Here is a 23,637-nt window from a genome sequence, read left to right on the forward strand (position 1 = left end):
TTTTTTAATCACTAAAAAATATTAACGTATGAAAGTTTCAGTAATTGGAGCAGGAAATGTAGGAGCAACCTGCGCAGAAGTAATTGCAAACAAACAAATTGCTAGTGAAGTAGTTCTAGTGGATATTGTAGAGGGATATGCTGAGGGTAAGGCAATGGATATAATGCAGTGTGCTGCTACTTCAGGATTTGGTACTGTAGTATCAGGAGCTACTAATCAATACGAGAAGACAGCAAATAGTAATGTGATCGTTATCACTTCGGGTATTCCTAGAAAACCAGGAATGACTAGAGAAGAGCTAATAGGAACTAATGCGTCTATTGTAAAGACAGTTATCAATAATTCATTAAAATATTCGCCTGAAGCAATCTTCGTTATTGTTACTAATCCATTAGACACAATGGCTTTAGCAGCAATGAAAGTAACAGGATTGCCAAAGAATAGAATCATCGGTATGGGGGGAGCATTAGACTCTTCTCGTTTTAGATATTTCTTGAGTCAGAAATTTAATAAACCAATTGCAGATATCGAAGGCATGGTAGTGGGTGGACACGGAGATACTACTATGATTCCACTAACTCGTTTTGCAACGTATAAAGGTATCCCATTATCAACACTTGTCAGTGAAGAGGAATTAGAAGAAGTAGCTAAGCAAACAATGGTTGGAGGAGCAACTTTAACTAAGTTATTAGGAACATCGGCTTGGTATGCACCAGGAGCATCTGTAGCCTATTTAGTAGATAGTATACTTAGTGATCGCAAACGCATGATACCATGTTCAGCCTATTTAGAAGGAGAGTATGGAAAAAAAGACCTATTTATTGGTGTACCATGTGTGATCGGTAAAAACGGTATTGAGAAAATAGTAGAGTTGTCTTTCAATGAGTTAGAGCAATCAAAGTTTGATGCAAGTGTAGAAGCGATATTAGAAACGAACAAAGAGTTAACAAATTTTTTATCTTAAGGGATTGAAATGTTAAAATAAAGTGATACTTTGTGCATCGTTTTGCCGATATTCTCTCGTAAAGTGTTGGTAAAGTATCACGCAATATTTTATATTTGCTCGTTTTTAAAGTAATAAATAATTAATTTTTAATAATAATGCAGAACAAAGGACTCGTTAAATTTTTCGCAGTAATATTTGCATTGGTAAGTATTTACCAACTTTCATTCACCTTTGTTACCAACCATTATGAGGATAAGGCAAAAGCATTTGCTGGTGGAGACGCTACAAAAGAGTTGCTATACCTTGATTCAATTGGTAATCAAACGGTATTTTTAGGACAGACATTTAATGAAGTAAGAGCTAAGCAAATCAAGAAAGGATTAGACTTAGAAGGGGGGATTAGTGTGACTTTACAGATATCTATTAAAGATATTTTGAAAGGTTTATCTAATAACTCTAAAAATGCTGTTTTTAACCAGGCATTAGCGAATGCTGAATCTAAAAGACAAGGGAACCAAACATTCTTAGAAGGTTTCTATCAAGCTTTCGAGGAAGCGTCTAATGGTACAGTAGGATTAGCTTCACCTGATATCTTCGCTAATAGAAATCTAAGTGAGATTACTATTGGAATGCCAGATAGCCAAGTGAAAACAATTCTTGAAAAAAAGGTAACAGAATCTGTAGAGAGTGCTTACCGTGTATTCAGAGAGCGTATCGACAAGTTTGGTGTTACTCAACCTACAATTCAGTTGTTAGGAAATTCTGGACGTATATTAGTTGAGTTACCTGGGGCTAAAGATATTGACCGTATCAAAAACCTTTTACAGAGTACTGCACAACTAGAGTTCTGGGAAACCTATAAAAATAATGAAATTAGAGGTTTTGTATATGCAGCTAATTCTTATTTACAGACCACTGAGAAATCGGAAGAGCCTAAAAAAGAAGTAGTTGAAGCTTCAGCGGAAAGCTCTGAAATTGATGCAATCCTAGGAGGTGTTAAAAAGGATAGTGTTGCAGCAGAACCGACTTCTAGAGGGCCATTATTAGATTTAATGATCGGAGAAGGTAATCCTGAGGGACCTATCGTAGCTTACTTCCACACAAAAGATACTATTAAAGTAAACACTTATTTAAAACGTCAAGATGTACGTAATTTATTAAGTGCTGATAAGAAATATGCTCGTTTCGTATGGGGTAAACCAGCGAAGAAAAACGAAGGTGTTGTTGAATTATACGCTTTAAAAACAAACCGTGAAGGAATACCTCCACTAAGTGGAAGTGTAGTAACGGGAGCTCAAGATGAGTTTGATCAATTTGGACGTCCAGTAGTTGGAATGCAAATGAGTCCAAAAGGAGCTAAAATATGGGAAGAACTTACAGGTAAAGCATTCAGAGAGAAATCACAAATTGCTATTGTTCTTGATAACGTAGTATATTCTGCGCCTGGAGTAACTACAGGGCCTATTACAGGGGGTAGATCATCTATTTCAGGAGACTTTACAATCGCAGATTCTAAAGACTTAGCAAATATCTTAAGAGCTGGTAAGCTACCAGCTGGAGCAGATATTGTTCAGTCAGAGGTTGTAGGACCATCATTAGGACAAGAAGCTATTGATGCAGGTATGTTGTCAGCAATTGCTGGTCTTATCATCGTAGCTGGTTGGATGGCTTTCTATTACGGTAGAGCAGGTTGGTATGCTAACGTAGCATTATTGGCTAACTTATTATTCTTATTTGGTATCTTGGCTAGTTTAGGTGCTGTGTTAACTTTACCTGGTATTGCCGGTATTGTATTAACAATGGGTACTGCAGTAGATGCGAATATTATTATTTCTGAACGAGCGAAGGAGTGTCTGCGCAAGGGCATGAGCTTACCAGAGACAATTAAAGAGTCTTATAGCTGGCAAGGTGCTATGCGTCCAATCGTTGATGCTAACGTTACACATATTTTGACAGGGGTTATCTTATTTGCTTTTGGAGCTGGACCTATTAAAGGATTTGCTACTACTTTATTAATTGGTATCGGTACATCTTTATTTACTTCGATCTTTATCGCTCGTATTTTTATGGATAAGGATATTATTAAAGGTAGAACACTTGCTTTCTGTACAAATATCACTAAGAACTGGTTTACTAATTTTAACTTTGATTTCTTAAAAGTTAAAAAGGTGACTTATGGTATTTCTGCTGTTATCGTTATCGTTTCTTTTGTATCTTTCTTTACTAATGGATTTGATGAAGGAACTGACTTTGTAGGAGGAAGAACATTCCAGGTTAGGTTTGACCAACCTGTAGAAGCTAGTGAAGTAGGAGACCACTTAGGTGATGTATTCGGAGTGAATGTAGAGGCTAAAACCTTTGGTAATAAAGAGCAACTTAAAATTACTACTAAATACAAAGTAGATGAAGAAGGTGCTGCTGTTGACAAAGAGGTTAATGAAAAAATGTACGAAGGACTTAAGTCTTATTATAAAAATGAATTGACTTACATTGAGTTTGTAAATACAGGTGAAGGTAAAAGTTTAGGTATTATTCAAGCTTCTAAGATTGGACCTAGTATGGCAAAAGACGTTAAGCAAAATGCTTACTGGGCTGTGTTAGGATCGATGGTAGCTATTTTTATCTACTTAATCATTTCTTTCCGCAAATGGCAGTATTCATTAGGAGCTATTATTTCAGTAGCACACGACGTTATCTTTGTATTGGGTATTTACTCTCTTACTTATAAGATTATGCCATGGCACATGGAGATTGATCAGCACTTTATCGCTGCAATCTTGACAGTGATTGGTTACTCGATGAATGATACCGTAATTGTTTTTGACCGTGTACGTGAATATATCGCTGGAAAAACAAAAGGTGATTTCAACAAGATCGTTAATGACTCTGTAAATACTACAATCTCTCGTACAATTAATACTTCTGTTACTTTATTAATGGTATTGTTAATTATGTTCATCTTCGGTGGTGATTCTATGAGAGGGTTTGTATTCGCGATGTTAATCGGTATCTTAGTAGGTACTTATTCATCTTTATTCTTGGCTACACCGGTATTAGTGGATACTATGCCACGTAAAGACAAGGAGGCTATTGAAAAAAGACACCAAGAAGCTCAAGAAGAACTAGCAGCTGAAAACGCTTAATTACTTCTTAGCTTAATAGTATAAAAATAAAACGACCACTCCGAATGGAGTGGTCGTTTTTATTTTTAGCAACGGTAGTTGTTTAGTTTTTCTTATTAATGTTTTCTTTGACTGTGTATAAAGCGAAATAAGGCTATTAACAAATGCGCATCAGTCAATTTGTCAATATTATCTATTAGTTCGTCTAATTTTACCCAATGCAGGTGTTCACTTGCCTTAGCCAGTGTTACAACATAAGGATATACTTGCTCTGGAGTCACACCAATACTCGGAAAGTATTTCTGACCTAGCGTTTTAAATGCTTTGATAGGTGAACCTTCAACAATTAGTTTTTCTAAGTATTGCTCTAGATCCCATAAATCCTCTATTTTCTTGGATAATCTAAAAGCAGGTATGGTCAATAGAAGGCTATTGTCTTGATGGAGTTGTGGAACAGGTAAGCTGCGTTGTTCTAACCCTATATAGACTTCTTGATTGTATTTATATACTGGAAGAACAGTAACTGTATTGATGCTGTAGTTCGTGGGATAGGTGTATTCTAAGACTACATTACTATTGTCAATACCACGTTCGGCGAATACTGCACGACGAGTCGTTAGAAAGTTAACAGTTTCTGCTGTTGGGATATATTCCTTTGCGCGTTGATCAAGTATATCAGATAAGTTTGTCACCGATAAATCATCAATTTGCTCAGGCGTGAGCTGTTCTCCCAGCCATTTAGGCAATTCTACTTTCTTCTGGGCTAGTAAATAGTATATATTTAATTCCAATCGGGCTTCGACCAATGCTCCTGTCTGAGCAGTGTTGAGCAGTTGAATAGCGTCGTATTGTTTTAAACATCCCATGTCTTTAAATCCTGTTCTTGCTTTTGGCAATCCGCTTGGTTTAAAGTTGAAGTTGTCCGTTAAGGGCAAATACTGAGCAACTACTCGTTCATTGATCCCTCCAGGAGAAGTATAATAACTCAATCCTTGTTCTGCTGCTAGATAGTGTTTAGCCATAATATTAAAGCGCTGGGCTACCTCCTCAGCCCAATCTGCACTATCAGCCAAGGCTAGAGCCTCAGGAATATAACCACTATAGCGTTTGCCGTCAAGTATTTGTCCGCTTTCTGTCAAAATACACAGTGGGCGGGGATAACCGTGCTTAGCAATAACTTTAAGATTGTTCTCAATCCATTGATAAGGGAGAATATCTACTACTTGATTTGGACGTTTTACTAAGTCAAATACTTGTTTGTTTTTTACGTTTAAAAAGGAGCTATATTCTAAATAAGGGGTTGAAAGTAAAGGAAGGTGTCTGGTTAATTGCAACTGTTTAGCTCCAGTAACTTTTTCTCCTGCAATTAAGTAATTCGTTGGAGGTAGTCCAATGTCATTTCCTTCTAAATCATATATAGTAAAGGCTCCTTTATATCTATTATTGATAATCCACTGATTGTAAATAGGAGTAGAGACAATGATGCGCAATCCTAAATCGCGAAAGGTATCTTCAAATTCTTTTTGCGTAAAGTAACCATATTCTTCTTGTAATTCAATATCCCAGTTTGCATAATAATCCTTTCGACGTATAAATTCAACTACATCTGTATAAAATGCCTTAAAACGTTTAGTATTGGATTTTAAGGTTTGTACTTCTTCTATAGGAAACCCCTTGTTTGTGGATAAGCAGCGAGCCGTTTGGCTAAACTGTATAAATAAATCCGTATCACTTGGCCGGTCTTCTTTAGCAAGGGTAGAGAGTTCTAAGATTACTTCTTTTTCCTCTACTTTGACAAAGTCGCGTACCACGAGTACTCCTTTGTCTTGCAGTAATTCAACCTGTCTCTTTAAAGTATTGAGTGCTCGGTTGTTGTCATAGTCGTTATAGGAGGTGATGTGATGTATCGCTGAGCAATTAAAGAAGCCGCTAACTTTGTTTTCTGTAAAGCTCGTCAAGGTTTCTCCATCATCTTCGCGAAAGCTAAGATTTGGTAATTGATAGGTTTTTTGAGCTATATTGACCATTTTTGGGTTAATATCTACACCGATTACTTGTAAGTGAGGAAATAGTTCTGCTAGAATAGCAGTACTAGTACCGGAAGCCATACCAACATCAACCAACACATTACCTTGTTTGCTATGAAAAAACACACTGGCTGAAGCTACTTTTTCGATGGCTATCGCATCCATGGCTTCTAGGTATTGTTGGTACTGTTTTTTATCTCCTCTGTCCTGAGTGGTGTATTTTGTAGACATAATATATAGGGCGTGTTTGATTCTTTTTTGATTTGATATTTTTGGCTATGATCTAATGTGAAAGATAGTGTTTATTTGAGCAAGTTTAAATAGGTTTATTTATATATTTGGGTATGTTAAACTATTATTATGAAAAGATTTGAAAAAAATAATTGAAGTCAAGCTAAAAGGCATGTTGAATCCTGATTTAGATGTCTTAAAAGCAGAAAAAGAGCTCAATAACTTAGGTATGCAAGGGTGGGAGTTGGTTAGTGTAACTCCTAATATAAATTCTGGGACAACGTATAAACAGTATTGTACATTCAAAAGAGCATTATAAACAAAAAGAGCTAATCAATAGTATTTGATTAGCTCTTTTTGTTATAATGAAGATACGCTTATTCATATCGTCTATTTTTTGCAGTTGCCCAGAAGTAAATTCCTATAATGATAAAAGGAATACTTAACCATTGGCCGGTAGAGAACACCCCTAATACATCTTCAAAACCTCCTTGACTATCTTTGACAAATTCAACAATAAAGCGAACTGTCCAAAGAAGTACTAAGAATACGCCAAACAATAATCCTAAATGTTTTCGTGCATCTGTTTTCCAATACATATAGTATAGAATGATAAAGACAAAGATATAACCAAATGCTTCATATAGCTGTGCTGGGTGCTTCGGTGTGACATAAGCAAGTGCTTCAGCAAATTGAGGATTGGTCTCAATTGCATTATATGCTTGGTTGTGATCTGTAAGCCCTGTTAACTGTCGCGCTTGGTTTGGTGTAAACTTATCGCGAATAAAACGAACGCCCAGTGATGCTGTTGTTTCGTGTCCTACTATTTCTGAGTTGAAGAAATTACCAATACGCACAAACACACCACCAATACTAACAGGAATAGTTATTCTATCTAAAATCCAAAGCATAGGTTTGTGTACAATATTTTTGCTGTAATAATACATTACAATAATAATAGAAATAGCAGCACCATGACTGGCTAATCCACTAAAACCAACGATTTCAAACTTAGGTGAAAAACGTACTGGTGATATAATTTCGAATAAATGATCCTTGTAATAATCCCAATCATAGAAGAATACGTGCCCTAATCGCGCACCAACAAGAGTAGCTAGTACTGTATAGATAAACAGTTTGTCTAATTTTTCGGTTGACTCGCCTTCGCGGTCAAAAATTTTCTTTGTCAAAAACCAGCCTAATCCAAAGGCAATGACAAACATTAAACTATAAAATCGCAGGGTTATAGGTCCAAGGTTAAAACCTTCTGAGGGATTCCAAATCATATTCAATGAGTAAATCATAGTTATTGTATCGTGTTAAAGGATAAATGTAAATATTTTTTGACAAATAAGCGTCAAATATTTGTTAAGGCACAGGATCATATCCTTTACCTCCCCAAGGCCCACAGCTACTAATTCGCTTAATTGCCAACCAACCTCCTTTGAATAATCCATGCTTTTTTAAGGCCTCTAATGTGTACTGAGAGCACGTAGGGCTATATCGACAAGCAGGTGGAAAAAAAGGGGAGATGGCTACTTGATAAAATCGAACAAGTAGAACAAAAGGAAAGATTAATATTTTCTTTAACATGGGAGCTATATGAATGAAAAGCTATAAGAGAAGACCCTTATAGCTTTTTGATTATTGTATTATATAGAGAAGGAAGTTCCTTCTTTTCCATCTTTTAATTGGATGCCTAGCTTTGCTAGTTCATCTCTAATGTGATCAGACATGGCGAAATCTTTATTCGCTCTAGCTTCATTTCGCATACTAATTAGCATATTAACTACACCTTCTAGTTTTGCGTTGTCTTGACCTGTAGCTTCTTCTTGTTCTAGCCCTAGAATATCAAAGACAAAGGCATTTAGACTTGTTTTTAATTCTTCTAAATCGACAGCAGAGATGGTTTCTTTACCTTCTTTAATAAGGTTAATCATCTTCACTGCGTCAAATAGATGAGCGATTAAGATAGGACTGTTGAAGTCATCGTTCATCGCATCATAACAAGTCTGCTTCCATGCTGCGATATTAACCGTAGAACTAGCAGAGACTGGTAAATCTTTTAAAGCTTTGATCGCTTCCATCAATCGGTGGAAACCTTTTTCAGAAGCCATGATTGCGTCATCAGAAAAGTCAAGAATACTTCTATAATGTGCTTGCATAATGAAGAAACGAGTTACTGCTGGCGAAAAAGCTTTTTTTAAAATTGAATTATCTCCTGAGAACAATTCATTGGGTAGAATATTGTTGCCAGTAGATTTAGACATCTTTTTACCATTTAAGGTAAGCATATTTGCGTGCATCCAATAGTTAACTGGAGAGTTACCCGTAGAAGCTTCATTCTGTGCAATTTCACACTCGTGGTGTGGGAATTTTAAGTCCATTCCTCCTCCGTGAATATCAAAGTGTTTGCCTAAATACTTTGTACTCATCGCTGTACACTCTAAGTGCCAACCTGGAAACCCATCTCCCCAAGGAGAAGGCCAACGCATGATGTGTTGAGGCTCTGCATTTTTCCAAAGAGCGAAGTCTAATGGATTGCGCTTGTCTGATTGTCCGTCTAACTCTCTTGTGTTAGCCAACATATCTTCAATCTTACGACCACTTAGCACACCATAGTTGTGCGATTGGTTGTATTTCACGACATCAAAATATACCGAACCGTTTACCTCATAGGCAAATCCATTGGCTATAATTTCTTCAATAATGCGAATTTGCTCGATAATATGACCGGTTGCCGTAGGCTCTATACTCGGTGGAAGATTGTTGAATTGCTTTAAGATATTGTGGAAGTTCAATGTGTACTTCTGTACAATTTCCATTGGCTCTATCTGTTCGATACGAGCTCGTTTAGCAATTTTATCTTCTCCTTCATCTACATCATCTACGATATGACCTACGTCAGTGATATTACGAACATAGCGCACTTGATATCCCAAGTGTTTCAAATAACGATATACCAAGTCAAAAGAAATAAACGTACGACAGTTTCCAAGGTGTACATAGTTGTAAACGGTAGGTCCACAAACATACATCCCTACTTTTCCTTCATGGATAGGTGTGAAAATCTCTTTTTCTCCTGTTATGGAGTTGTACATTTTTAACTGTTGATTTTGATATAATGTCATTTTAATCTATATTAATGGATTAGAACTTTGTTTCTAATTTTATGTATTCTAAAAATTCTTTGCGAACGCTTTCCTCTTGGAATTTTCCTCCAAATTCAGCAGTCACTGTGCTACTCTCGATATCGCGGATACCACGTGAGTTTACACATAAGTGTTTTGCATCGATAATACATGCTACGTCCTCTGTATTCAATACTCGTTTTAATTCATTTACAATTTGAATAGTTAAACGCTCTTGTACCTGAGGTCTTTTAGCATAAAAATCTACGATACGATTCATTTTAGACAAACCTACAACTGTACCATTAGAGATATAAGCTACGTGTGCACGTCCTACGATAGGAAGTAAATGGTGCTCACAAGTAGAGTAAACAACGATGTTTTTCTCTACCAACATTTCACTGTACTTGTATTTATTGTCAAAAGTTGAAGAGCTAGGTTTCTTAGCAGGGTTTAGCCCTCCAAAAATTTCCTTAACAAACATCTTAGCTACACGGTTAGGCGTTCCTTTCAAACTGTCGTCTGTAAGATCTAAACCTAAAGTATTCAAAATGCTTTCAACATCTTTCTTTATCAATTCTATTTTTTCATCATCTGTGCGGTCAAACGCATCACTTCTCAGAGGAGTAGCATCAGTACCAGAACCAATGTGGTTATCTCCCATGTCGTCGTGAAATTTTTCGTCTGTATTCATTTATATTTGTTTTAATACATATTGTTTTTATCGGATACAAATATAAGTAATAAATGCAGACGAAAGAGTCGTCTATTAGATAAATGTACAATAGCAGCATAGGTGTATTCTATTGCAATTGTTTTGAGTGAGTTAAAGGACTTATTTGTTATTTGTTAGCGCTTTTTTATTGTTTTTTTGGGTTCATTTTACTGTCTTTTAGTATGTATAGTTCAACTTTATTGCTTACCAATAGTATTCTTTTAAGTTTACTTATTTCTTTTACACATTTAGAATTGATTTGCTACTAAGCGATGATAGTATGATACAGTGTATCTATTGGCCTATTGCCAATATTTGAATTGTTTATTTCAAATGAAAAGCACATGACCTATAGATGTGTTTTTTACTATTCGCAAAACATAAGGTTCTTTTGGTTGAAAAAATCAGTTCTACAACTACCGAACTATCGATGAGTTCAATGTATTCAGTGCTTTCTAAGTTACTTCTTCGAGTCATCTTCGAAAGGAATGCCTAAAATAGGGGCTTTTACCGAAGATGACTCGAAGAAGTATCGGTTAATGCCTTGTAAATATTGGGATTTGCTACGTTTTAGATCAGTTTTTTAATAAAAATGAGAAGACAAAATGAGAAAATAAAACACCTAGAGTATTGGTGTTTTTTATTGGGTGTGAAAGTATTTTCTATGCTTTGAATTGCTTTACTTTCAAAATCTTCTGTATCAGCTATACAGGCTGATTTTGTACAAAATAAGAATTTAGACAAAAAGATTAAATAGTTTTAAACCTTTTGTTTTTAAAGAATAAGACTAGCGTTAGAAGGTTCTACAAAAACTGTAATATGATCTTTAAAAAGCGGTAAGTTGACGTGCTAAAAGTTATTTCTTTTACTCTTTTAAGTAGAATATGTCAAAAACTCTATCTATATATAATTAATAAATAAACACACCCAACAGTCTGTAGGCAAGAGAAATGAGAAGCAAAACAATCATATAGTGATAAAAAAGACACTAACAGAGTGATAATAGTTTAACTTTGTGATTAAATCATTTTTTATGTGTGCTTATAAATCCAAAGATATTTATGAATCTTATAGCGTTCGATTGGCTTTAGATATTCTCTCTAAAAGCTGGAATGCATGGATTTTAATGGAGTTAGAGTTAGGGCCACTTGGTCTGAGTGAATTGCATCGGCTAATAGAAGTAGCCCCTAGACGCGTATTGACCAAGCAAATAGGAGAATTGGAACAAGCAGGCTTATTGACTAAACAAGTATTTCCAGAAGTGCCTTTGCGCGTTGAGTACAGTCTTTCAAGTCGAGGACAAGAATTGGTATATATCATTAAGCAATTAAAGCTGTGGAGTAATAAGTATAAAAAAGATTTAATAGCAATAATGGTAGACTAATCCAATAGGATTGGTCTTTTTAATTTAAATAAGATCACCATGAATAGAGTTTATTTAAGAGATTTTGAATTAATCGATGCAGAGGCTTTATTTGAGATATATTCAGATAAAGAGGCTATGAAATATAGAAATACGTTACCATTCGAAACAATGGAGCAGGCTATTGCTTATGTAGAAAATACAGCTGCAGGTAATAATAAGCTTAAAAGTTATCGTTGGGTGGCGATACACAAAGAAGAAAAGGCAGTTATGGGTACAGCTTTTTACAAATTTGTCAGAGATAAACAAACGGTTGAAGTTGGAGTATCAATAGGAAGAGCATTCTGGAGTGGTGGCTTTGGTAGAGAAATATTACAGTTATTAGTCGATACAATAAAACAAGAGTTGCCTCAAGTCAAAACGATAGTAGCTGTAGTTAATAAAGAAAACATATCATCTGTTAAAATGATTACACGCGTCGGCTTTAAGCTTGCCGAAGATAAAGGAATTAAGAGTCAATTCGAGTATAAAGTCAAGTAAAGAATAATTACTATATCCTATTTATATAAGGTAAATTGAGTAAATTCAACGCGCAAACAGTACAAAGCATGAATGCAAAACAACAGTTGTCAGAATTAGAACTAACTATAGCAGATGGAGATGTTGCAGCAACATTAGCCTTGTTAAAATCTGTAGGTGAGACAGAGCGGTTTTCTTGGAGTAAGTCTATTGGAAAATTAGTAAAACACTACAGTGAGATTATAGCGTTAGACGACACTAATAGACGCTTTGGAGCCAGAGGAAGTCAATCACAACTAACAGCAGTAGATACAGCAGCTTTAGTTTGTATGAGTTACAAAGATATCAAAGCAGTGCGAATAGCTGATAAACAGGTATATGAATCTGTTTTAGCATGGTATGTACCAGATTGGTTACCACAACGGATCAATGATGCTATCGGAAAAGACTTTATTAGTCCACCATTTCACGATATTGCGTTTTGCTATGAATTAATAAAGCGCATTGGGCGTGAAGATGAAGTTAAAGAAGAAACTTGGGCTAAGATTTTAGCTACACACCCAGATCTACAATTAGCGGATCGCTATCCTACCTTCTTTTTTAAACATATCTGGCATATGTTTGCTTATGAGACAAGTATATGCTATTCTCATAAACGTATAGATGATCAATTAATTAATTGGCAATTCATCATTCAGCAATTGGTGGACGATGGGCGATTGGATCGAATAAAGGTGGTTGAAGCAATGATAAAAGGGGCGGTAGCTTTTAATAAAACACCTTTAAATAATTGGTTTGCAGAGATGATATCGTTTCTATTAACTGACAAAGAAGCGATCTTGGTTATGCAAGAGCCATTGCAGGGAATGCTATTGAGTCCATATTCTAAAGTGGTTAATACCTCGCTTAATTTGCTATTATCTGTTGTTCATGATCCGTCATTTGACGATAAGAGTTGTATTGCAGCTATGTCAATGGTTTTTAATTCAACAGTGAAGACCGTATTAAATGAAGGAATAAAATTAGTTACTCAACTAGTCAAAAAAGATAAGTCAAAGAATCAAGAGTGTGCAATAGTATTGCTAGCAGGGTTTAGTATGCAAGACCAGACTATGCAGAAAAAGCTAGCTAAGCTATTAATAAAACTCGTCACGCCTAGTCAACCTATAAAAGAAGGATTACATCCTTATCACTCTTTACTACTAAGTGATACGAAAGCCTTGTTAAAGGATTATATAGTAGAACTACAAGAAGTAGGTTTGCCTGAAAAAGGAATAGAAGAAGACAGCGAAGACAGATTTATCAATCCAATTGATAATGCAGAAGATTTAGTCTTTTATCTTACCAGTGCATGGGGAAGTGCGACTATATACACCTTTGAATATGCTGTTGATGCTATCCTGCATTTCATACCTACTATGCAGCAAGAAGATTTTGATAAGCTTCTGCCTGTATTTGATAAGGCGTATAAGGTAATAGGCAATATATGGAGTGCAAGTCATAGAGATATGCTCTTAGGTATGTGGCTGATAGAGTGGAGTCGTTTATTGAGGCAAGATTCGAGATTTAAGATAGAAGCTTTAGAGAAAATATATCAAAAGCACTTAAAAAGCAATAAGTTAGGAGATAACTTTGGGTTTACCTTAGAGACAATATCATTAGTGTCAGAAGGAAATATGAGGCACTTTTATGTAAATGTACGCTTGTGGTTGCCGATTTATTACCACAGTTTAAAGATGGTAACAGAAGGAGTTTATTATCCTGTGCTTTGCGTACCAAGTGTTGAGCCGTTTTATTTAGATGCTAAAGCATTAATTAAGCGCCTAGCTCTGTATCAAAAAGGAGGCTATCTGTTTGATTCAATAGATCTACAATTAGCGATAAGTCGTCTGTATGTAAAGGACCTACAAGATAAAACAGAAGCAATAGCACTAGCTAAAGAAGTGCTAAACGAGGATTGTTTGGCTTTAATACGTTATGTATTAGGAAGCACAATACAAATAAAAGGAAGCAAAGAATTGATTGATGTATGGAGGTATGCTGCTTCTATTCGTTTTCCTGAAACCTTTGAGGAAACTCTTGGAGGTGATGACTACACAGAGCAAGAATACCTATATTGTACCAGCTGGTCTAAAAGTTGGGATTCAATAGATGAGCCCTATACTTATACTGCTTGGGATGCCAAAAGCAAAGAGATGAAGCCAAAGACGGTATATAACAAGAAGATTGTAATTCAACCATTATCATTGAGTGTTGATTCCTCTGTTATTTTTTCACGTATTAATCAGGCATTTGATGTTAGTGGAGTAGGGCATTCTTTTAAAAGCACAAATCTAATGGCTTTACTCTCTTATCAATTAGCAGAGCAGCGCTATAGTGTAGATGGTGATTTGATAGCGTATACACCAAGGAATATTGATGTGGTATTAGTTAAAGTAATTCAACAAGCACTATCTTATGGAGGGAGTAGTACATACGAAGTAGCAGAAAAAAAATTGCTTCAAGGTCTTTTGGTTAATATATTGCAATTCAAAAGTATTCAACATACAGAAGCTTATTATTTATTCTTGGCTTTAGCGCTAATAACAGAAGATAGGGTATCTCGAGCGTTAGCAGCTGAATTGTGGATTAAAGAAGTCGCAGACTTAGATCAAAAAGTGCTTGGAATATATTTGGCTAAAATACAGCGCAATGAGTTTGCTAATCTAAAGCGATTAACGGATACTATTCAAAATACTTTTATTCACATTAGTCAGCAGCATACTACTGCCTTGCAAGTTATGTTAGAATCAATGATAGCTCATATGGGACATGAGCCAATAAAAGGATTTAAGACAATACTTGAACAATACTTCGAAATAATAAATAAACAGGGGTCGGCATTGACTGATGATGGGGTAATTGAGAAATTGTCGAGTTGGTCATCAGTTACTGCAACTAAGAAAATTATTAAATCGTTATTAGCATTGAAAAAATGAAATTAAGAGCAGAGATACTTCCAAACTTTGAAGTGGCTAAAGAGCGGTATGACGAAGTCTTGAAGCAAATACTTGACTATACGGCGTACTGTGATGAGTATGAAGATCAAGATCAGATAATTTATAATAAAATAGCTGCATATTTGGCTGAAATAACTGGTAAAGACATATCTGTTTACAATCTTTATGAGTGGTGGGAAGAGGAAGAAGCACAAGTATTAGCATTTAGGATAGCCTTACCAGCTCCGATAACTCTTAGTGATATTACAATGGAAGAATTACGTGCAGTAATATCAAAGATTAGAACATTTGATACCTTTGAGCAGGAAGGAGAAAACCTTACCTTTGAACAAGAGTTTAGTCTTTATTTAGATGACTATTACCACGCGTGGTTAAAGCTAAATTTCAAAAAATACAAGTATTCTCTATTTAACCGATATAAGAATTCAAAAGGAGAATACCTTGAATACAGTATAGATGAATTAGTCAATTTTATTTACTAAAAGAATAAACAAGTGAATTATACAAAAGTATAGATGAAAGAAATAAAAAAAATAGAGATTGAGTTATTTGATAAGGCAGTAGCTCTTCTTAGTCAAGAGTTCACAATGACCAAATGGAAGTTGACCAAAACTGGAGAAGCTAATTTTATTCGAAATTTTGGAGAAGAGGTGGGAAGCTTCTTTATTAATCATTCGTATCAATCAGGTTGGCGATTTGGGAAGAATTCTTTCTCTCAAGTCTATCAGTTGCATGGATTTAATTACAACAAGAGTAATAAAGCAATTTATAAAAGAGGTTATTATATCATCGGAAGTGGACTACACAATGATCCTATTGTGTTTAACACAAATACAGGTACCGTAGGGTTTATAGATTCGGATTTGTTTTATCGCTCAGAACAAGAGATTGATATAGAAGATTTATTCAAAGATACTGGTTTAGATATGGGGACATTTTATTACCGATCAATCGTAGAAGGAGATAAGTTTTATGGTAGGGCAAGTGATCTTGTTTGAATCACATAAAGGCTTTGCAAAGGATAGTTTATAGAAAAGACAATCCTTTTGTTGTTCTAAGGCAATTTAAGGCTTTATTTTATCCGAAAGCTATTCGGGTTACGAAAACAATAGATAAATGAATACAAAGGGTGTAAATGATTTAAATAGACAACTTGTTTAGTTTTGTTAAAAGTATTTAATGTAAAAGGTAGTTTCATAGTGAAGCTACCTTTTTCTTTTTGAAAAGAATTGAGCTTAGCCTCGAAAATTTGAAAAGGAACATCGTTGTATTACTTACATTCAAAAGGGAATAAAAAGTAAGGTTTAAAAAATGAAGAAGATAAGTCTAAAGAAGGTGTTGATTGAAATGTAAAAAAGACAATTGTAATCTATAGCAATTGGTAAACTTTCCCTTTTTTAAGTACTTCAAAAAGACAGCTTGTCACTTATTAAAACAAAAGTGAAAAAAGGCAGTAAGCGATCAAATAGGGTGGAGTAGATGCTTTAGAAGTAAACTATTCAAATCAGTAATCTTTGATTAAAATATAAGCGTCTTTTTCACTAATTTATTTACTGACTAATATTACAATGGTGTATTTTATATTTGGATAGGTGAGTCTCATTATTTAAAGCTTTACTTTAAGTATTCGTTTTTGAATGGTGTAGCTAATTAATGTATCAGTAGTTTATTAAGCTATTACTGAAGCAAAGGTGTGTTTTGTCAAAATGTCAGTATTTTAATTATCTAAATAATATCTTAAAATACAGCTTAGATGATAAAATTGTTGATATAATTAATCAAATACTTTGTTTATGGCTTGTTTTGAAAAGTTTAAATATATCTTTAAGTTAAACTTTAATTAATTTGATATAACTAACTGATTTGTAGTTGATATTAATTTGATTTTAAATTAACAATCTAATTTATTTTTAATTACCTTTGTTTATGTTGTCGTGATTACTATATTTGCAACAACAAAATAATTGAAATGAGAACAATACAAGACAATTACAATAGGTTTTTAGAGGTCTATAACCAGTGGGAAATAGCTTTAAAAATGTACTCAGACGACCAAATATGCCAACCGACTTCAGTAGACTCCTGGACAATTGGACAAGTTTACAACCACTTAATTCAATCCGTAACTGAGTTTCAGGCACCTGCTATTTTAGCTTGTTTAAATAGTAAAAAAGACGTTTTTACTAATAAGAATATTAAAGGTGTTTTAGTCTTTAAAGTGCTGAATAAATTTCCTCCAGCAAAGATAAAAGTACCTGCTTCGGACGACTATACGCCTAAAGCTCCAAAGTCTAAAAAAGAAGTCAGTGAGGGTATGCTTCAAGTGCTGGATTTAATGAGTAAACTAAAGGATCAAATCGCTTCAACTAGCAGTGGAAAAACACCACATCCTGCCTTTGGTTATCTCAATGCAGAGGAATGGTATCAGTTAATTGTGATGCACTGGGTACATCATTTAAGACAGAAAAAAGAACTAGATAAAGTACTTTTTTCTAATCAATAAAAACATACTAAAGAAGAGAACTATGAATGAACCAGTCGATTTTCACTTCAATGTACCAGAAGAGAGTTCAGGGTATTTATTATGGCAAGTCACCATGGCTTGGCAACGCTCAATGAAGCGCAAGCTTGATGAGTTAGATATTACGCATACGCAGTTTGTTATTTTAGCTGCTTTGGCTTGGTTGAGTAAAGAACAGGAAGCTGTTTCCCAAGTTGATATAGCTCAACACAGCAATACCGATCGTATGATGGTCTCAAAAGTGTTGAGAACTTTAGAAGACAAGAAGTTAGTCGTTAGGGAAGACCACCCTATAGATACTAGGGCGAAAATTATTAAATTAAGCCCTTTAGGAGGTGATTTATTAAAAAAAGCACTAGTAGTAGTTAAGGCTGTAGATGATGCTTTTTTTGACACCTTAGGGCCTTATAGAGGGGTGTTAGATCTAAATATGAAAGCTCTTTGGGATAAAAGTAAAGATGTTTAAATGCCTTTTGCCTGGTTGTGTTATAGAAAGTAACTATAGGATTTGCTCAACTTGTACAGTATAGCTATGTTTGGTGTTTATTTATAAACCAAAAACAAATGAAAAAAATAGTACTACTTCTAGCGCTTAGCTTTACTTCTTTTATTGGAAATGCTCAAGAGCAAGCAAATCAGTCAGCTCCAAAGGCATTTATGCAACAATTGTGTCAATTGGTGGGGAAAGCTTTTAAAGGAAATATCGTATCTACACCTGTTCCCAATGACTTTAAGGACAAAGAATTGATTATGTATGTGATGAGTTGTCAAGATAATCAGATTAAAATACCTTTTTTTGTAGGTGAAGATCTCTCTAGGACATGGGTTTTTACTCAGGATGATAGAACAATAGAACTTAAGCACGATCATAGACATGAAGACGGCAGTCCAGATAAGCTGACAATGTATGGAGGTAAAGCAACGAATACAGGGATGTCTGATATACAGTTTTTTCCAGCTGATCAACAGACAGTAGATATGCTGCCTAGTATTGCCGGTAATGTATGGTACGTGACTGTGAATAAGCAGACTTTTACTTATAACTTAAAACGCGTAGATAGAACCTCTCAGTTTAGTGTAGAGTTTGATTTAACCAAACCTGTAATAACAGATAAAAGACCTTGGTAAAAAAAGATTTAATTTTTAAGAGCCCGTGAAAACTTCACGGGCTTTTTTAATGTTATCTGTGAATTGTACTGTTTTGTATGTGATATAGGTTGCTGTTTAGCCATGGGCTTGTATTACTTTTGTTTCTGTAATTAAAAACAGCTACAAATGAATAACTTATTAATTTACGCTATATTTATTGGTATAGGTGCAACCATTGTTATGGACTTGTTTGCCTTGTTACTGTTGAAAATCTTTGGTATTCCTTCTTTGAATTATGCTCTTGTAGGAAGGTGGATAGGAGGGTTTAGTCAAGGAAAATTTACTTGTCCCAATATTATACAAGCCCATAGTGTGAGAGGAGAACACGCTATAGGTTGGGCTGCACATTATAGTATAGGTATTGCTTTTGCACTTGTGTTATTGTTGATTGAAGGACTCCAGTGGGTAGATCAACCAACATTGCTACCCGCTTTGATTGTTGGAGTATTGACTACGGTTGCTCCTTTCTTTATTATGCAGCCTGCCTTTGGCTTTGGATTTGCTGCTTCAAAGACACCAAAGCCTACAATAGCAAGACTACGCAGTCTTCAGGCTCATACAGTTTATGGAGTTGGACTTTATTTAGCAGGTTTACTATTGAGTATGCTTATCAAATATTGAGTAAGTTAGGTGGACTTACTGTATCTTTGTAAGAAAGGCTGTATAAATAGATAGTCATTTTAGTCGAATTTTGATCAGTATTTGTGATGGAGGAAGAAGAGAAGTTTAAAGAGGTAAAGAATCCACAGGAGTTTATAGATATGTATTTTCCCGAGTCGGAGAGTGCGACTAGTTGTATTGATTGTGATAAGCTGGCATACGATAATAAAGCAGGCTTCTTAGAGCTGTTTTCCTTAAATGACCTTCGCGCTATTAAGCAGTCGTATCTGAATAGTCAGACGCGTAAACTCTTTTATACAATGGTGCTTATAACAAGAGGGGAGGCAACTGAGGTTATAGGTCATCATCGCTATACTTTTTCTGCTAATCAAATGTATTTTATTGCAGAAAATCAATTGCATGCTATAGAATCTTGGAGTGATGACTTAAAAGGTATTATGTGTCTATTTGATGCTGACTATTTTCTCCTGTGTTTAAAACATCAGATTAAGTTAAACAACTTTCCTTTTTTTCAAATAGGACAGCTTCCTTTTATCAATCTTTCGCAGAGAGAATCAACGATGATGGAGCACTTGTTTTGGAAACTGCAAAGTGAAGTGGCTTTAAAAGCTACGTTTAACGATGACTTACTTGTGCGTATGTTCTTAAATATTATCTTATTAGAATCGGAGCGAATCTACAACTTTCGAACACCTGAGCGCATCTATGTATTGTCTAGAAAAGAACAGTTGGCAGCAAAGTTTCAGTTGCTAGTTAATCAAAAAGCAATTCAACTGAGAAAGGTTAGTGATTATGCTAGTCTGCTGAATATTCACCCACATTATCTAAATGACACAGTCAAGGAAATTGTAGGAGCTTCGGCTAGTGCATACATCTACAAAGTAATTGCAGAAGAAGCTAAATCTAGATTAATTCAAACAAGTGATACGATAAGTATGATAGCTGAGGAGTTAAACTTTACAGACGAATCATATTTTAGTCGTTTTTTTAAAAAACAAACAGGGATTACACCATTGCAATATAGAAAGAAACACAAGCAGCATTAACTGTTCTTATCTATGGTTTATCTCTTGTAATAGCTGCTTGAAAATAGTTGTGAAAAAAGCACAGAATATTTCTGTGCTTTTTGTTTTTCTAATCTTCAATATTATTTTCTTTTAATAAAGTTTTAGCTCTATCTAAATCAGTTTCTTCAACAAAGACATTAACAGCCTTACCTAACGTGCCGTATCCTGCAGCGATACCAGATTCTATATCGTCACGGATGATATAGCCTATGTTGTGGTCTTCTAATAAGTTTCTGACAGCTAGCACCATTACTTCGCTTCCAGCATATAGTTTTTTATGACTCATAATAGTAGTTTTTATATTCTCTAAATTAAACTATTTTTGATTAATAACCTTTTAAAAGGTAAATTATTCGGTAAAAACTTACTGCCTTCTTATGATTGTAGTCTTTAATAAATACAAAAGATCCAATAGTTAAGTACAACTATTGGATCTTTTATAAGTATAATTGACAATTATGCCTGTTTATTCTTATTTATTTCGTCTTGTAATTGACGACGTATTTTTTGTTCTCTTTCCAGTGAGCTCCTTCTCAGTTCTTCTAGTTCTAACTCTGTGTCATCTAGTTTCTTGATAGCATCTTTAATATCTGTATGGCTCTTCTTATAGCGGAAAAAAATAATCCCTAACCCAATAAGCAATAGGCCAATGATAGCAGATACTATGGTTTGATAAGTAGATTTTTCTGTAATAGTACCAAATACTTCAAAGCTATTTTCTTTTTGCAAGGCTAGATCAAGGTCTCCTTGTATGGTATTTAGCTTATTAGATAACGAATCTACCGTTGAACTTTGTTCTTTTATTTGGTTGTTTACCTGATCAATGTTCTTTTGAAGAGCTTCAATAGAGTCTCCTACATTCTTCTGTAGATTATATAGCCTTTCTTTCGAAACAACTTTATATGATTGATAATTAGTTGATTCTTCTAAAAGGGTAGTAAACTGATTATTTATACTATTCTTATTGTCCTGTGCGAAGGTAATGGTTGATAATGTTAGTAAGGAAACGGTAAGAATAATTTGTTTTTTCATTAAGTGATTTAATTTATGTAAATAATACTAATAGCAGGGCTAATATAAGACTATATTTCATTTTAAGCCTAGTAAATTCAAGCCTTTTTAATAAAAAGAAGTCCTTTTTGTTTTTATTTTTTTACAAATGAATATTTTGTAATGTTTTCTTAACAAAACACCCTCAATTCGAGAATTGAAGGTGTTTGAAGTAATCAATATATAAGCAAAAGTACATCTAACCTCTTGTTAGCCATCCTCGCTTACTTGCGGTAGCGATTGCGTATGGCGTAATCCAGAAAAGTGTAAATGTATAGAATATACTATATGGATAAGCCCAGAATGACTCTAATACATTATAGCGTTTTGAATAGAATAAAACTTGAATACTAGAGAAAACAAATATTCCGGCTAATGTTGATACAATAAATAATACAGGGTGTGTAGTTATGAACAGCAACATCATGATCAAAATAGGGTAGGCCATTATTACTTTGATCCACTGATTGATAAGTAATATTCTCGGACCTATTTTTGAACCTTCTCTAAAGTTCTTGAAGGCAAAAGTACTCATCATAATATTCTCTCTAACATTACTTCGTTCCCAACGAATAAACATCTTGTAAAGGTTTTTGTATCGCTCAGGAGTATTGGTAAACACATAGGCATTGCGTTGAAATAAAACGTGGTAACCTTGTTTTAAAATCATGTTCGTCATCGCTCTATCTTCACCAATATCTGAAGGCTGCCCCATGAATGTCTGGTTAATCCAGTCTTCTAAGCAATTCATTACAGCCTCTCTTCGATACCCTGCTAGTGCTCCTGGTGTACATAATACTGATCCTAAGGCACTCTGCGCAGAGCGAATGAACTCAAAACTAAAGACAAAGCTTACATTTAGCATCTTTGGAATCATTGCGTCCTTACTGTTTAGTACTTGAACGTTTCCACCAACTGCTCCACATTCCTTATTTGTAACAAATGGAGAGACTAAGTTTCTCAATGTTTCTGGGGTTACGATGGAATCACTGTCAACAGTTACAAACACTTCTCCTTTACCTATCTTGAAGGCGCGATACAATGCATGTCTTTTTCCCATATTCTTTGGCTGTTGATAGATATCTATTCGATCTCCCAGTTCTTCTTTTGCTTTAAGCATCCATTGCCAAGTGTCATCTTTACTTCCGTCATCTATCGAGATAATTTGTAATTTATCAACTGGATATTGGCTGTCGGCTAAGCTATATAGTGTTTCATAAACTAACTTTCCTTCATTATAGGCAGGAACAATGACTGTACAAGTAGGTAGTTCTTCATCTGATACAGATGAGATTGGCTTGTACTTCATGTATAATACAACGATAAACAACAAGAAAGCCATTTGGATGCACAATAAGGCGAAAGTGACGTTTAAGAATATTCCTCCCCAAATGGTATTGAGTCTTTCTTGGTGAAGTTGATCAAAATAAGGCTTTAGTTCAAAGAATAAAAAAGCAGAACCAATCATGGCAACAAAAGTAAGTGCTAAGACTATAAGGTCTTTTTTCCTATTTGTTCCTGGTTGGAAAAGGCGGCTAATTCTTTTGGTAAAGCCTTCAGTAGATTTCCTATTTTCTGGAGTTGTTTTGATTGTTTGCATATTTCAAGTGTTTTGTAGATTACGATCAATCAATACTGATTGGAATTCTTTATTTAGAATAAGTAATCTTATTGGGTACTAAATGTATTTCAATATGCGTGCCAATGGCTCAGAATGCCTTATATCCCTGTTTTTACTATAAAATAGATGGACAGGTTGTGGAATTTAGCCACAATATGAGAGGGGATAAAACAGTGAAACAGGTAATCGATATCTTTATAAAGAAGGCAAGTGTTTTAAGTAGAAAAGAATTAACGCTAGACAAAGACACATTAAGTAGAGATTATAGTTTAGTCAATCAGTAAGGTGGATATATCAAAAACGATTTAATGAAAATTAAAGCGTTTTTGATAAAAAGTAGTATCTATTGCATTAGGCTTGTGTGATAAGAAAAGAATTTCTAAGAAATACACTAATCAAAGTATCTAAATCAACTTATCTTTTTAAGTAAAAAACATCAATACCTAAGGTGTTTTGTTTTCTCATTTTGCCTTATTGACTTTTCTCTAAAACACTATTAAAACATTACTGAAGTCAGTATTTGTAAGGCTTTACCCGATACTTCTGCGAGTCGTG

22 protein-coding genes are annotated in these 23,637 nt (G+C 34.7%); 14 read left to right on the forward strand and 8 right to left on the reverse strand.

From position 1 onward, the window contains the following. Positions 1 to 28 precede the first annotated feature (28 nt). Positions 29 to 964 carry a malate dehydrogenase gene (gene mdh, locus GJV77_RS00090; protein ID WP_155034317.1) on the forward strand — a complete coding sequence of 312 codons (936 nt, stop codon included), beginning with the start codon at positions 29 to 31 and terminating at the stop codon, positions 962 to 964. 137 nt (positions 965 to 1,101) lie between these two features. Beyond that, positions 1,102 to 4,089: a protein translocase subunit SecDF gene (secDF, locus tag GJV77_RS00095; RefSeq protein WP_155034318.1), complete on the forward strand. Its 2,988-nt coding sequence runs from the start codon at positions 1,102 to 1,104 to the stop codon at positions 4,087 to 4,089. A gap of 95 nt (positions 4,090 to 4,184) precedes the next feature. Here secDF and GJV77_RS00100 read toward each other — a convergent pair whose 3' ends face one another. Beyond that, positions 4,185 to 6,326 (reverse strand): class I SAM-dependent methyltransferase, encoded by a 2,142-nt coding sequence (locus tag GJV77_RS00100; RefSeq protein WP_155034319.1) that lies wholly within the window; start codon positions 6,324 to 6,326, stop codon positions 4,185 to 4,187. A 139-nt stretch (positions 6,327 to 6,465) separates the two neighbouring features. Between GJV77_RS00100 and GJV77_RS00105 the strand changes: the two genes are divergently transcribed. Further along, positions 6,466 to 6,645, forward strand: coding sequence for a DUF4177 domain-containing protein (locus GJV77_RS00105; protein ID WP_155034320.1), 180 nt, complete (start codon positions 6,466 to 6,468; stop codon positions 6,643 to 6,645). 58 nt (positions 6,646 to 6,703) lie between these two features. Here the strand turns inward: GJV77_RS00105 and lgt are convergent, their stop codons facing one another. From lgt to folE, 4 genes are all read right to left on the reverse strand, one after another. Beyond that, positions 6,704 to 7,630, reverse strand: a complete 927-nt coding sequence (lgt, locus tag GJV77_RS00110) for a prolipoprotein diacylglyceryl transferase (RefSeq protein ID WP_155034321.1) — start codon at positions 7,628 to 7,630, stop codon at positions 6,704 to 6,706. 64 nt (positions 7,631 to 7,694) lie between these two features. After that, positions 7,695 to 7,919 carry a membrane protein insertion efficiency factor YidD gene (gene yidD, locus GJV77_RS00115; RefSeq protein WP_155034322.1) on the reverse strand — a complete coding sequence of 75 codons (225 nt, stop codon included), beginning with the start codon at positions 7,917 to 7,919 and terminating at the stop codon, positions 7,695 to 7,697. 59 nt (positions 7,920 to 7,978) lie between these two features. Next, positions 7,979 to 9,457, reverse strand: coding sequence for a cysteine--tRNA ligase (gene cysS, locus GJV77_RS00120; protein WP_155034323.1), 1,479 nt, complete (start codon positions 9,455 to 9,457; stop codon positions 7,979 to 7,981). Positions 9,458 to 9,476: 19 nt separating this feature from the next. After that, complete coding sequence (gene folE, locus GJV77_RS00125) at positions 9,477 to 10,151, reverse strand: GTP cyclohydrolase I FolE (RefSeq protein WP_155034324.1); 675 nt, start codon at positions 10,149 to 10,151, stop codon at positions 9,477 to 9,479. Between the two features lie 1,054 nt (positions 10,152 to 11,205). Here folE and GJV77_RS00130 point away from each other — a divergent pair. The 10 genes from GJV77_RS00130 (at position 11,206) to GJV77_RS00175 (ending at position 20,390) form a co-directional block, all read left to right on the forward strand. After that, entirely contained in the window at positions 11,206 to 11,556 is a 351-nt protein-coding gene (locus GJV77_RS00130) for a winged helix-turn-helix transcriptional regulator (RefSeq protein WP_155034510.1), read from the forward strand. A gap of 39 nt (positions 11,557 to 11,595) precedes the next feature. Continuing rightward, positions 11,596 to 12,075, forward strand: a complete 480-nt coding sequence (locus GJV77_RS00135; RefSeq protein ID WP_155034325.1) for a GNAT family N-acetyltransferase — start codon at positions 11,596 to 11,598, stop codon at positions 12,073 to 12,075. A 68-nt stretch (positions 12,076 to 12,143) separates the two neighbouring features. Further along, positions 12,144 to 15,032 (forward strand): DUF6493 family protein, encoded by a 2,889-nt coding sequence (locus GJV77_RS00140; RefSeq protein WP_155034326.1) that lies wholly within the window; start codon positions 12,144 to 12,146, stop codon positions 15,030 to 15,032. After that, positions 15,029 to 15,535 carry a hypothetical protein gene (locus GJV77_RS00145; RefSeq protein WP_155034327.1) on the forward strand — a complete coding sequence of 169 codons (507 nt, stop codon included), beginning with the start codon at positions 15,029 to 15,031 and terminating at the stop codon, positions 15,533 to 15,535. The genes GJV77_RS00140 and GJV77_RS00145 overlap by 4 nt, the downstream gene beginning before the upstream one ends. A gap of 33 nt (positions 15,536 to 15,568) precedes the next feature. Further along, entirely contained in the window at positions 15,569 to 16,051 is a 483-nt protein-coding gene (locus tag GJV77_RS00150) for a hypothetical protein (RefSeq protein WP_155034328.1), read from the forward strand. A gap of 971 nt (positions 16,052 to 17,022) precedes the next feature. Beyond that, positions 17,023 to 17,556 (forward strand): DUF1569 domain-containing protein, encoded by a 534-nt coding sequence (locus tag GJV77_RS00155; RefSeq protein ID WP_155034329.1) that lies wholly within the window; start codon positions 17,023 to 17,025, stop codon positions 17,554 to 17,556. Positions 17,557 to 17,578: 22 nt separating this feature from the next. Next, a complete protein-coding gene (locus GJV77_RS00160; protein WP_155034330.1) occupies positions 17,579 to 18,040 on the forward strand; it encodes a MarR family winged helix-turn-helix transcriptional regulator in 462 nt (153 codons plus the stop codon). 98 nt (positions 18,041 to 18,138) lie between these two features. After that, positions 18,139 to 18,702, forward strand: a complete 564-nt coding sequence (locus GJV77_RS00165; RefSeq protein ID WP_155034331.1) for a hypothetical protein — start codon at positions 18,139 to 18,141, stop codon at positions 18,700 to 18,702. A 147-nt stretch (positions 18,703 to 18,849) separates the two neighbouring features. Then, positions 18,850 to 19,344 carry a DUF2938 domain-containing protein gene (locus GJV77_RS00170; RefSeq protein WP_155034332.1) on the forward strand — a complete coding sequence of 165 codons (495 nt, stop codon included), beginning with the start codon at positions 18,850 to 18,852 and terminating at the stop codon, positions 19,342 to 19,344. Between the two features lie 86 nt (positions 19,345 to 19,430). After that, positions 19,431 to 20,390: a helix-turn-helix domain-containing protein gene (locus GJV77_RS00175; protein ID WP_155034333.1), complete on the forward strand. Its 960-nt coding sequence runs from the start codon at positions 19,431 to 19,433 to the stop codon at positions 20,388 to 20,390. Between the two features lie 88 nt (positions 20,391 to 20,478). Here GJV77_RS00175 and GJV77_RS00180 read toward each other — a convergent pair whose 3' ends face one another. The 3 genes from GJV77_RS00180 to GJV77_RS00190 form a co-directional block, all read right to left on the reverse strand. After that, positions 20,479 to 20,697, reverse strand: coding sequence for a putative signal transducing protein (locus GJV77_RS00180; RefSeq protein ID WP_155034334.1), 219 nt, complete (start codon positions 20,695 to 20,697; stop codon positions 20,479 to 20,481). A 170-nt stretch (positions 20,698 to 20,867) separates the two neighbouring features. Then, positions 20,868 to 21,443: an LPXTG cell wall anchor domain-containing protein gene (locus GJV77_RS00185; RefSeq protein WP_155034335.1), complete on the reverse strand. Its 576-nt coding sequence runs from the start codon at positions 21,441 to 21,443 to the stop codon at positions 20,868 to 20,870. A gap of 217 nt (positions 21,444 to 21,660) precedes the next feature. Next, entirely contained in the window at positions 21,661 to 23,061 is a 1,401-nt protein-coding gene (locus GJV77_RS00190; protein WP_155034336.1) for a glycosyltransferase, read from the reverse strand. Between the two features lie 104 nt (positions 23,062 to 23,165). Here GJV77_RS00190 and GJV77_RS00195 point away from each other — a divergent pair, with 104 nt between their 5' ends. Beyond that, positions 23,166 to 23,366, forward strand: coding sequence for a hypothetical protein (locus tag GJV77_RS00195; protein ID WP_155034337.1), 201 nt, complete (start codon positions 23,166 to 23,168; stop codon positions 23,364 to 23,366). The last annotated feature ends 271 nt before the right edge of the window (positions 23,367 to 23,637 follow it).

Source organism: Myroides pelagicus (genome assembly GCF_009711055.1).
GTDB lineage: Bacteria > Bacteroidota > Bacteroidia > Flavobacteriales > Flavobacteriaceae > Flavobacterium > Flavobacterium pelagicum.

Bases quoted from the DNA above. Each gene is read 5' to 3' on its own strand.
- GJV77_RS00170 (WP_155034332.1), top strand. From the start codon at position 18,850: ATGAATAACTTATTAATTTACGCTATATTTATTGGTATAGGTGCAACC.
- GJV77_RS00135 (WP_155034325.1), top strand. From the start codon at position 11,596: ATGAATAGAGTTTATTTAAGAGATTTTGAATTAATCGATGCAGAGGCT.
- lgt (WP_155034321.1), bottom strand. From the start codon at position 7,630: ATGATTTACTCATTGAATATGATTTGGAATCCCTCAGAAGGTTTTAAC.
- mdh (WP_155034317.1), top strand. From the start codon at position 29: ATGAAAGTTTCAGTAATTGGAGCAGGAAATGTAGGAGCAACCTGCGCA.
- GJV77_RS00145 (WP_155034327.1), top strand. From the start codon at position 15,029: ATGAAATTAAGAGCAGAGATACTTCCAAACTTTGAAGTGGCTAAAGAG.
- GJV77_RS00175 (WP_155034333.1), top strand. From the start codon at position 19,431: ATGGAGGAAGAAGAGAAGTTTAAAGAGGTAAAGAATCCACAGGAGTTT.
- GJV77_RS00130 (WP_155034510.1), top strand. From the start codon at position 11,206: ATGTGTGCTTATAAATCCAAAGATATTTATGAATCTTATAGCGTTCGA.
- GJV77_RS00160 (WP_155034330.1), top strand. From the start codon at position 17,579: ATGAATGAACCAGTCGATTTTCACTTCAATGTACCAGAAGAGAGTTCA.
- secDF (WP_155034318.1), top strand. From the start codon at position 1,102: ATGCAGAACAAAGGACTCGTTAAATTTTTCGCAGTAATATTTGCATTG.
- cysS (WP_155034323.1), bottom strand. From the start codon at position 9,457: ATGACATTATATCAAAATCAACAGTTAAAAATGTACAACTCCATAACA.
- GJV77_RS00150 (WP_155034328.1), top strand. From the start codon at position 15,569: ATGAAAGAAATAAAAAAAATAGAGATTGAGTTATTTGATAAGGCAGTA.
- GJV77_RS00195 (WP_155034337.1), top strand. From the start codon at position 23,166: ATGGCTCAGAATGCCTTATATCCCTGTTTTTACTATAAAATAGATGGA.
- GJV77_RS00185 (WP_155034335.1), bottom strand. From the start codon at position 21,443: ATGAAAAAACAAATTATTCTTACCGTTTCCTTACTAACATTATCAACC.
- folE (WP_155034324.1), bottom strand. From the start codon at position 10,151: ATGAATACAGACGAAAAATTTCACGACGACATGGGAGATAACCACATT.
- GJV77_RS00140 (WP_155034326.1), top strand. From the start codon at position 12,144: ATGAATGCAAAACAACAGTTGTCAGAATTAGAACTAACTATAGCAGAT.
- GJV77_RS00155 (WP_155034329.1), top strand. From the start codon at position 17,023: ATGAGAACAATACAAGACAATTACAATAGGTTTTTAGAGGTCTATAAC.
- GJV77_RS00190 (WP_155034336.1), bottom strand. From the start codon at position 23,061: ATGCAAACAATCAAAACAACTCCAGAAAATAGGAAATCTACTGAAGGC.
- GJV77_RS00100 (WP_155034319.1), bottom strand. From the start codon at position 6,326: ATGTCTACAAAATACACCACTCAGGACAGAGGAGATAAAAAACAGTAC.
- yidD (WP_155034322.1), bottom strand. From the start codon at position 7,919: ATGTTAAAGAAAATATTAATCTTTCCTTTTGTTCTACTTGTTCGATTT.
- GJV77_RS00165 (WP_155034331.1), top strand. From the start codon at position 18,139: ATGAAAAAAATAGTACTACTTCTAGCGCTTAGCTTTACTTCTTTTATT.
- GJV77_RS00180 (WP_155034334.1), bottom strand. From the start codon at position 20,697: ATGAGTCATAAAAAACTATATGCTGGAAGCGAAGTAATGGTGCTAGCT.